The organism is Chryseobacterium sp. CG10_8, from assembly GCF_058117085.1.
This window is the reverse complement of the sequence record NZ_JBYVEB010000117.1, coordinates 1-8,856: the sequence shown is the minus strand read 5'-3', so window position 1 is coordinate 8,856 and position 8,856 is coordinate 1. Positions and strand designations below refer to the sequence as shown.

The following is an 8,856-nucleotide window of genomic DNA, read 5'->3' as shown; positions in this document are numbered from 1 at the left end:
AAGTTAATTTGTATTTTGCTTTAAGGTTTCCAGAAGCTCCATTTGCTTCCATTGAAGACGGCAAGTCTTTTCGCGCCACTTTTATTGATGTAGACGATCATTCCAGGACTTGGATTTAAAATGTCTTGAACATTATTTACTTTTGGTAAAACCATTGCTTTTGAAGAGCTTTCCAAGACCAATACTCCATCGGCTGTAGTTGTGTCTGATCCAATTATAGCTTTGGAATCAGTCTCTAATGGGGAAAATATGTTTTGGTAAGATACTTCATTACTCAAATCAGCATCTTGGCCACTTAAGTCAGTCCATCCGTTACTTCCAATTTCGCTGTTACTATTGAAAAATTTTATCCTTGCAGATAACGGATTTGTTGTGTCTAATATAATGGTTCCAGGTGTTGGATTGGAGGGCATAGATGTTATGTATGGTACAATTATTCCTTTATTTTTTCCAGTAGGGAAATCCAACAAAACAGATGTGGTATTATTTCCTGCACTTCCGACTTTACCACCAATAATCACCTGAGAAGAAGTAAGTCCTGAAAGAATTAAAAATATTGGAAAAGATATTTTAATGATAATATTTTTCATTTTTTTAAGAAGTTATTGATTAATAATTATGGACAAGCTGGTTTGGAGTAGCATTTCCATCCAGAATTGGTAGGGGTTGATTCGTCTACAGTATATATTTTCAAACATCTTTCGGTCTTATCATAAACTATCATTCCGTCAATCGGGTGAGTAATTTGTGAAAGTTCTGAAGTTTCCAGCCTTGTAATAACAAATCCTTTTTTGCCTGATTCTAAAACAGTAAAAGCAGATTTTCTAATCATCGGCCAATCTCCAATTTTTTCGCCAGCTCTCCTTAATAAGGTAATTCCGTGCTTGGAGTCTATATCATTGGATGTATTTAGGTTAGGGTCATCATAGCAAGCACCTACTAAAATAATTGTAACAACCGTTGAATCTTGACTTGTACACAGTCCATTAACATTATATGTAAAATGATATGTCCCTGAAGAAGCTTGAGAAACAACCCATTCATTTCCAATTAATAGACCTGTCGAATCATCATCATTAAAAGTTCCGTAATTATCATATGTTCCAGAAATATAATTAAATAAATCTATTGTTGGAGTTGTGATGTCATTTTGAATGATAGTAATTGTTTGCCCTGTTCCAGCTTCCGGTAGACCTGTTGGATTTACGGTAAAACTAAGAGCAGAATTAAGGCACGGAATTCCAGGATAGGTTATTTGTACAGTGTATGTACCGGCATGATTTGCAGAAGAAAATGTTGAAAAGTTTAATTGATTTCCATTAACTACTGTATTTGTTGGCAGTGTAGAGCTTCCTTGAAAACTCCAAGTATAAGTCAAAAAGCTAAATCCATCAACGTATAAGCTTCCAGCTTGTCCCTCACACAAGTTATAAGGTTTTATTTTTGGCAGCTTTGCATTTTGCAAAACAACTTTTATTATTTTTGAATTTCCACAACTGTCGGCTATTTTGATGGTATAAAGACCCTCTTCTAAATTGGTGAAAACAGCACTATAACCGTTGTTTATGACAAAAGCAACTCCGTCTTTCTCAGTAATAGTGTAAGTCAGGTTGTAACCACTTGCATCAATTATCAAATTATACGTGGTAGGTGATGTACTACAATAGGTTACAAAATAGTCATTATAGATAATGCCAGAAGAATCAATAGTAAATGTGTCTAAGACATTCCAACAATACTGCGTCGGATTTGTGTTGGCAACAGCATTTTCGAATACATTATATTGTACAATTACTCGATATTGTCCGCTTCCTGTAAGATTATTCAATGATCCAGAAACTGTCAGAAGACCTTCAGAATTGGTGCCATTATTTCCAATAGCTAAGCCTGTTGTACTGGTAATTGTGCTTCCAGTTACATATAATGTTCCAGAAGTTGGATGTCCCCATTGTCCAGAAGAAGGATAAAACTTCTGTAAGTACATTTGCTCTTGTCCCAATCTTGATTGTAGCGAAGGACTTATGCTAAATCCTCCGCAAGCATAACTTAGGTTGGTGTTATAGGTAATTTCTTTACCATATACTGTAAAAGTATTAATTAATGTTCCGCAAGTAGAGACCGAACGGAAAGTATAATTTCCTGGAGGAAGAGAATTGATAGAGAAAGTCCCATCACTTGCAATTCCGTAGCTTACATCAAAAGGTAATGTTCCAACAAACGTGCTTGGAGCCGCTGTAATTTGCATACTTGTGATATTTCCTGATTGTTGAAGATTATTTCCGTTGGTTACTGCTAATCTAAAGCTACCTTCATTATCACACCCTGGAAAATATCTCATTTTTCTTAAAACAGGCGGAAAAGTATTAATGAAAATAGTATTGACTTTACTATGTCCGCAAGCATCTGTTACTGTAATTGAATAATTTCCGGAAGGGACAGGATTATTGTATGATCCTATATCAATTATAGCAGGAACGGCGGTTAGTGAGTAAGAGTTGTTAGTGAAAGAACTGTTGTAGTTTTGAGCAATAAATCCTGAAGGAAAACTTGTGAAAGTAATAGTCGCAGTTGGTGATAAAGCAATAAAATCGCTTAATCGGATAAATGATTGACCACATTGCGCAGCGGGAAACGTGTTTGTAAAATTAATTGAAGTATTAATTGTGTCTGTTAGCGAATATGTCTTACCACAAGAATCGGTTAATTCAGCAGTAATTGTGAAGGATTGATTATAAAAGTAAGGTAACTGTACATTCTCTTGGTTATTTGTATTTGATGTCCAAGTTGTTTGATAGGTATAGGTGCTGCTTGTTGTTACACCGGACATATCTACGATATTTCCAGTTGGATTCTTCACAATATACTTTATAACCATTGGAAATTTTTCAGCTGGTATAGTAGTGTTATTGTAAAATACTCTTATGTTATGATCGATCTTATCACAAGATGATAAATAATTAAAACTTGTTTTTTCGGAAGAAATTCTTGAAAATGAGTATGGATTAACGTAAGAGCTTACTGTGACACCGTTAGAACCCGCTGTTTCTCCACAAGTACTAGTAACACGGACAATATAAGTTCCTGCTACAACTCCAGAAAAAATATTGCTTGTTTGTGGTCCTGCAACAACTGAGCCAGAACTATTAAGTAAAGTGTAAGCATTAGCTGTTGCTGCTGTACCTTGAGTTACCGTCGCTACAATATTATCATTACAAGCTACAGTTGCTGTTAAAGCAATGGCTTGGTAAGTGTTTCCTATATCAAAGTTTGTATTTTTTGTATAGGTAACATTTGAAGTTGTGATTTCTTGCGATGTCAAAATGTAACTGCCTGCACTCAAATTAGTTTCAGTAATACTGAAACTACTTGTCGTTACTGTAGATAATCCGGTTCTGATTGGCGTTGTAGAAGTGCCGAGATATAAAGCATAACTAAACGAACTTCCTACAGTTGCATCAGTGATGTTAGCAGTCATACTACCGTTACCAATACAAGATGCTGACGAGGGGATTACATTTTGAGAAAATTGAGCATTAACACTCCATCCTAACAATAGAATGAGCATCAAGATTAACTTTGCGTACGATTTTTCGTACACCCAGAAAGGATATTTTTTTTTCATATACATTTGCGTTTGCTTTCATTAGTTATGTTTATTCGAAGGATAAACACTTTTTAATGAAAATATTTTGACAAAAATATAATGAGGTCAAAATAAGTACACTATGCAAATGTTAAGAAATGACTTTTAGGTTCTGTCTGCCCTAATTCTAGAAATAGTTACAGGAGAAACGTTAAATCTGGAAGCAATATGTTTCAATGGTACAACCTGCAAAAATCTGGTAAATTGTTTTTCTATTAAAGCGTAATTTGAAGCAGCATCATTATCAACCATTAGATTGGTCATGTAAAAGATGTAGATTAAATATTCTTCATAAATTGAGGTTCCAAAACGCGCCCAATCGTGATAAGAATTATAAAGGTCTTTGAGATCTTCAGATTTTATTAGAAAAACATCAGAATCTTCATAAAGGTGAATACTGTAAACGCTTGGAGATTGATACTTATAACTGAAAAAATCAGTAATGAAGCTCATTTCGGGTTCTAACCACATGGTTTTTTCATCCCCATTTTCTTTCATTTGGTAAGCTCTACTAATTGATTTCTCAGCAATATAAATTCCTGAAATAACTTCCCCCATTTTTACTATATACTCTCCTGCAGAATAATGTTTGAGCTCAAATTTTTCTAATCCTTTCTCTAATATTTCTAAATCAAAGTCTGGCAAATAATTAAGGATTTTTACTCTTAGTTTATCTATAAATTGCATAGTGTTTTTTTTCTGATTTTAAAACAAAGATAAAAATTAATCAATCCAAAATATATATATATATATTATTATATAATTCGTTGTTTTGTTGGTTGTTAAGTTATTTTTTGCAGCCTTTTTATAGATTGTCAGTGATTATTCTTATTTTACATTGAAAATAAAAAATATCATTCTACTGCAACAGAGTCGTCCCCTCGTCCGTCTGCAACACCAGAAATATTTCCATTTTCGTCGATAATGATGAGTTCGACTCTACCGATTTGGTTCCAGGTTTCAGTTTTGTATCCCTTGTTAGACAATTCGGAAATAGTAGTTTTAGGAAAGTTTTTTTCAAAAGCAACCGAATCAGGAAGCCATTGATGATGAAACTTTGGAAGGTTAACGGAAAGATTGGGATTAAGCTTGAAGTCAATTATGTTCACAATACTTTGGAAGACAGATGTCGGGATTGTTGTACCGCCAGGTGTCCCAACAACTATAAAAGGTTTTCCATTTTTTACAACAATCGTTGGTGTCATAGAAGAAAGCATTCTCTTATTCGGTTGAATCGAATTAGCTTCGCCTCCAACTGCGCCAAACATATTTGGAACTCCAGGCTTTACTGAAAAATCATCCATTTCGTTATTAAGGAAAAAACCAGCTCCAGAAACCACAACTTTGCTTCCATAGAGACCATTGAGGGTGGTAGTTACAGAAGCAGCGTTGCCTTCTTTATCAATGATGGAAATATGTGTTGTTTCAGTAGATTCTTTAGATTGAGGAATAATTTTTCCCACTTCAGAACTATTTGTTGCCTTGTTAGAATTGTATGATTTCCATCGATTTATAAGATAATCCTCTGAAATGAGCATTGGTGTTTTGTCTTCGATAAAATCGGGATCGCCCATATATTCCGCTCTGTCGGCGTAAGCTCTTCTTTCAGCTTCAATCATAATTTGCACTGCTTCAGCAGAATTTTGTTGGTATTGTTCTAAATTCTCAAAAGAAGACATTTTTAGCATTTGGGCCAAAAGAATTCCGCCACTTGAAGGCATTGGCATCGACATGATTTGATGTCCTTTGTAATCAAAATCTATCGGTTTTCTTTCAATAGTCTTATAGTTTTTGAGGTCATTTAAGGAAATGATTCCCTTCCTTTTTTCATTTCGGCAACCAAAAATTCAGCGGTTTTTCCTTCATAGAAGCCTTTTTCTCCCAAAGTTTGAATCCTTTTCAAGGTTTCTGCTAAATCCTTTTGAATAAGAAGATCTCCTGCTTTCCAAGGGGTATCTTTAACAAATGCGGTCGATGTTTTATTGAATTTCAAAAATTCTTCTCTCTTGGAATTGAGAAGCGATGCCTCCCTTTCTGTAATTGCAAAACCTTGTTCCGCCAAATCAATAGCTGGCTGTATTAGAGTTTTCATCGGAAGTTTTGCATGTTTCAGCGTAGCAAAAAATCCTGAAATACTTCCAGGGACACCTACCGCAAGATGTCCGTTTTGAGACCAATCTGTGTTAGCATTTCCAGATTTATCGAGATACATGTCGCGATGTGACTTTTCTGGGGCTTTTTCGCGGTAATCAAGAGTGAATTTTTCACCATTATTCTTGTAACCCACCAAAAATCCACCACCACCGATATTCCCAGCTTGAGGATAGACAACGGCTAAAGCTAATTGTGTGGCAATCACAGCATCAAAGGCATTTCCACCCATTTTTAAAATTTTCGCTCCAGCTTCACTTGCAAGAGGATGAGCGGAAACAACAACACCCTTGTTTTTTGTATGCACTTCTTTGATAATTGAAAAATCGGTGAATTGTGCAAAGGTTAATTGGGTGATTAAAAGAGTGATATAGATTAGTCGAGCTTTCATATTGGTACTTAAAGTCTCAAATTTAGAAATTTCTTTTTTTAGTACTTCAATTTTTTTAAATTTGCTAACCTTCATATTAATTCTAAAAAGTATTCATTAATGGACTCATCCACGGAAAAAATCTTAATCACAGGCGCACTTGGACAAATTGGAACCGAACTTACCAATCGTTTGGTCGAAATCCACGGAAAAGAAAATGTTATAGCATCAGGATTGGATAGATGGGACAAATCGTTGACTTCTGCGGGTTATTATGAAAGGATGGACGTTACCAATACGCAATTAGTTCGTGATATCATTAGGGATTATGAGATTACAACAGTGTATCACTTGGCTTCTCTACTTAGCGGAACTTCGGAAAGACAGCCATTATTCGCTTGGCGTCTCAATGTAGAGCCATTGCTTAATTTCTGTGAAATGGCAAAAGAAGGTTTGATTAAAAAAATATTTTGGCCAAGTTCTATTGCGGTTTTTGGGACAGGAATTCCTAAACATGATGTAGGTCAAGATGTTGTTCTTAATCCAACAACTGTCTATGGAATTTCTAAATTGGCTGGTGAGAAGTGGTGCGAGTATTATCATGACAAATATGGAGTAGATGTGAGAAGCATCCGATATCCGGGACTGATATCTTGGAAAACACCTGCGGGAGGTGGAACTACCGATTATGCAGTTGAGATTTTTTATGAAGCGTTAGAGAACGGTAAATATAAAAGCTTTATTACCGAAAATACAGGAATGCCGATGTTATACATGGATGACGCCATTAAGGCTACATTGGATTTGATGCACGCTCCAAAAGATCAAATGACCGTTCATTCTTCTTATAATTTGGGAGGAATGAGTTTTACTCCAAAAGAATTGGCGGCAGAAATCAAAAAGCATATTCCTGAATTCGAGATTTCTTACGAACCTGATTTTAGACAAGCAATTGCTGATTCTTGGCCAGCGTCGATTGACGATTCTGTAGCAAAAAGAGATTGGAATCTGGATTATAAATTTGGTCTTCCTGAGATGACGGAAGATATGATTGTTAATTTGAAGAAAAAAATGGCAAAAAATTAATTTTTGCGATTTATTTTTAAAATATTAAGAGCCTGTTTAAATTTAATTAAAAAAAAATCTTATACTTTTTTCTTAATTTTCTAAAATAAATAAACTTTGTTTATTCTTTTTTTAAACGTTAAGATATTCAGCTAATTAAGTAGTATTAAATAAGAAATCAAAATTTGATTTTTAATTAAGAATCATTAAGCTAAATGCTCTCAATACCTTAATGGTAAAATTAATTTACAAATTTAAACAGGCTCTAAATGACGGGTATTTTCGAATGCCCGTTTTTTCTTTTCAAGAAATTCAAAGCAGGATTTTTTTATTTCACCAAGTCAACCTCATTTCTGACCCAGTTTTGGTTATTATGCTTGATTTTAGCCAATACATTTACATCATAATTATAAAATTTAAAGAAATGAAAAATGTATTAGCTCTCAGTTTGATGATTTCAGTTGTTGGGCTTTCTAACGCTCAAATGACTCTTAAAAACTTGGATATCGGTTTTGACAGCCAAAGACAAGCAAGATCCGAATACGTCTATTCCAAAGAAAAATTAAAAATTTACGTAGTTAGAGCAAAAGAATCTCTTGCAAAAGAGATTAATGATAAAACCAATTATATTCCTTTGGAAACAGCTATTACTAAGGGTTATGTCAAAATCACAGAAGTTTCAGAAGGAGGACAAGTCAATCAACTTTTGTTCGAAAATACTTCGTCTGCTACTATTTTGTTGCAGTTAGGAGATGTCATTACTGGTGGAAAGCAAGATAGGGTGGTTCGCGAAGAGAAAATTCTCACTCCAAAAGAAAAATCCTTTGTTGGTGTATATTGTGTTGAACGTGGACGTTGGAATAGCGATAGTCAAGGGACAGCGCAGTTTAATCAATTTCATAGTAAAATATCCAATGATGTTAGAAGGACGATAGTGATGGAGAAATCACAACAAGCCGTTTGGCGAGATGTGGCTAAAGTCAATCAGAAGAACAATACCAATACCAATAGTGGGACTTACGCTGCTATTTCGAAGAACGATGATACGAAAATTGAAATCCAAAAATATGTTGATTTCTATTTGAAAAGCTTTAAAGGGAAGAATGATATCGTTGGTTTAGTTGCTGTTTCTGGAGACCAAATCATCGGTTGTGACATCTTTGGAACTTCGGATCTTTTTCAGTCGAATTTGAAACAAATACTTAACAGTTATGCAACCGAAGCTGTTCTCAATGGGGAAGAGGTGACTCTTAGCGATAGTGAAGTTAACCAATATCTTACAAATTTGCTTGCCAACGAAGAACAGCAAGAAAAGATTTTAGAAACCAAAGGTTCCAAGCTGAAAGTAAATGGTAAAAATATGAAGATTAGCGCTTTTCAATAGCTGAATTATCTTAGAGCCTGTCTAAATTTGTAAAATATTTTTACCATTAAGGATTTAAAGGCTTTTAATTTAATGACTCTTATTTAAAATCAAATTTTTGACTTCTTATTATATAATATTACTTAATTAACTGATTATCTTAATGTTAAAATTATTAATAAACAAAGTTTATTATTTTAAGAAAATTAAGTAGAAAGCTATATAAAGATTTTGAATTAGGCATCTAAAAGATATTGTTAAAGT

5 protein-coding genes and 1 pseudogene are annotated in these 8,856 nt (G+C 34.3%); 2 read left to right on the top strand and 4 right to left on the bottom strand.

Going from position 1 to position 8,856, the window contains the following annotated elements; genetic code table 11:
* Nucleotides 1–20 precede the first annotated feature (20 nt).
* The 4 genes and pseudogenes from AC4AGG_RS14175 to ggt form a co-directional block, all read right to left on the bottom strand.
* A complete protein-coding gene (locus AC4AGG_RS14175; protein WP_489772668.1) occupies nucleotides 21–590 on the bottom strand; it encodes a phage tail-like protein in 570 nt (189 codons plus the stop codon).
* 26 nt (nucleotides 591–616) lie between these two features.
* Entirely contained in the window at nucleotides 617–3,622 is a 3,006-nt protein-coding gene (locus AC4AGG_RS14170; RefSeq protein ID WP_489772667.1) for a hypothetical protein, read from the bottom strand.
* A 126-nt stretch (nucleotides 3,623–3,748) separates the two neighbouring features.
* Nucleotides 3,749–4,330 (bottom strand): Crp/Fnr family transcriptional regulator, encoded by a 582-nt coding sequence (locus AC4AGG_RS14165; RefSeq protein WP_489772666.1) that lies wholly within the window; start codon nucleotides 4,328–4,330, stop codon nucleotides 3,749–3,751.
* 167 nt (nucleotides 4,331–4,497) lie between these two features.
* Nucleotides 4,498–6,185, bottom strand: a pseudogene (gene ggt / locus AC4AGG_RS14160) (gamma-glutamyltransferase).
* Between the two features lie 99 nt (nucleotides 6,186–6,284).
* On the opposite strand from ggt, the gene AC4AGG_RS14155 reads away from it, so the two are divergent.
* Together AC4AGG_RS14155 and AC4AGG_RS14150 are read left to right on the top strand one after the other, a co-directional pair.
* Entirely contained in the window at nucleotides 6,285–7,250 is a 966-nt protein-coding gene (locus AC4AGG_RS14155; protein ID WP_489772665.1) for an NAD-dependent epimerase/dehydratase family protein, read from the top strand.
* A gap of 403 nt (nucleotides 7,251–7,653) precedes the next feature.
* Nucleotides 7,654–8,613 (top strand): ARPP-1 family domain-containing protein, encoded by a 960-nt coding sequence (locus AC4AGG_RS14150; protein WP_489772664.1) that lies wholly within the window; start codon nucleotides 7,654–7,656, stop codon nucleotides 8,611–8,613.
* Nucleotides 8,614–8,856: the final 243 nt, after the last annotated feature.

Coding starts and splice junctions, on each gene's coding strand:
- AC4AGG_RS14150 (WP_489772664.1), top strand. CDS start 7,654: ATGAAAAATGTATTAGCTCTCAGTTTGATGATTTCAGTTGTTGGGCTT.
- AC4AGG_RS14170 (WP_489772667.1), bottom strand. CDS start 3,622: ATGAAAAAAAAATATCCTTTCTGGGTGTACGAAAAATCGTACGCAAAG.
- AC4AGG_RS14155 (WP_489772665.1), top strand. CDS start 6,285: ATGGACTCATCCACGGAAAAAATCTTAATCACAGGCGCACTTGGACAA.
- AC4AGG_RS14165 (WP_489772666.1), bottom strand. CDS start 4,330: ATGCAATTTATAGATAAACTAAGAGTAAAAATCCTTAATTATTTGCCA.
- AC4AGG_RS14175 (WP_489772668.1), bottom strand. CDS start 590: ATGAAAAATATTATCATTAAAATATCTTTTCCAATATTTTTAATTCTT.